The sequence below is a fragment of the Halomonas sp. 141 genome, assembly GCF_002810305.1.
In the GTDB taxonomy this organism is placed as follows: domain Bacteria; phylum Pseudomonadota; class Gammaproteobacteria; order Pseudomonadales; family Halomonadaceae; genus Vreelandella; species Vreelandella stevensii.
The window spans coordinates 1-304 of the sequence record NZ_PINZ01000159.1 but is presented as its reverse complement, the minus strand read 5'-3'; the positions used below and the strand labels follow the sequence as shown (position 1 = coordinate 304).

The window sequence follows — 304 nt, the reverse complement described above, 5'->3', positions numbered from 1 at the left end:
CCGGTAGCCGAAGAGGTTCTTGATGACATGAAACGGGTGCTCGACCTTGGCGCGGATGCTGGCCTTGGCCTTCTCGAATTCCAGCAGCAGCGCTTTCATGGGACTGTCTTCCATCTTCTTGATGGGGCCGCGCTTGGCGGCAACACAGCAGCGGGAGTCCGGGGCATCCTTCTCTTCGTCCAGGTACTTCCACATGCCGGTGTAGCCCGCGTCGCCGTATACCCGCTGTAAGCGTTCATTCCACGACGTTCTGCCACCCCGCTAAAATTCGCCCTAAAGTAACCTCACAGTTTCCAAGCGAGGT

Annotated in this window: 1 pseudogene; it reads right to left on the bottom strand. The window is 58.2% G+C overall.

From position 1 onward, the window contains the following. A pseudogene (locus CWI66_RS17805) lies at nt 1-228 on the bottom strand (IS5/IS1182 family transposase); the annotation flags it as partial. Nucleotides 229-304 lie beyond the last annotated feature (76 nt).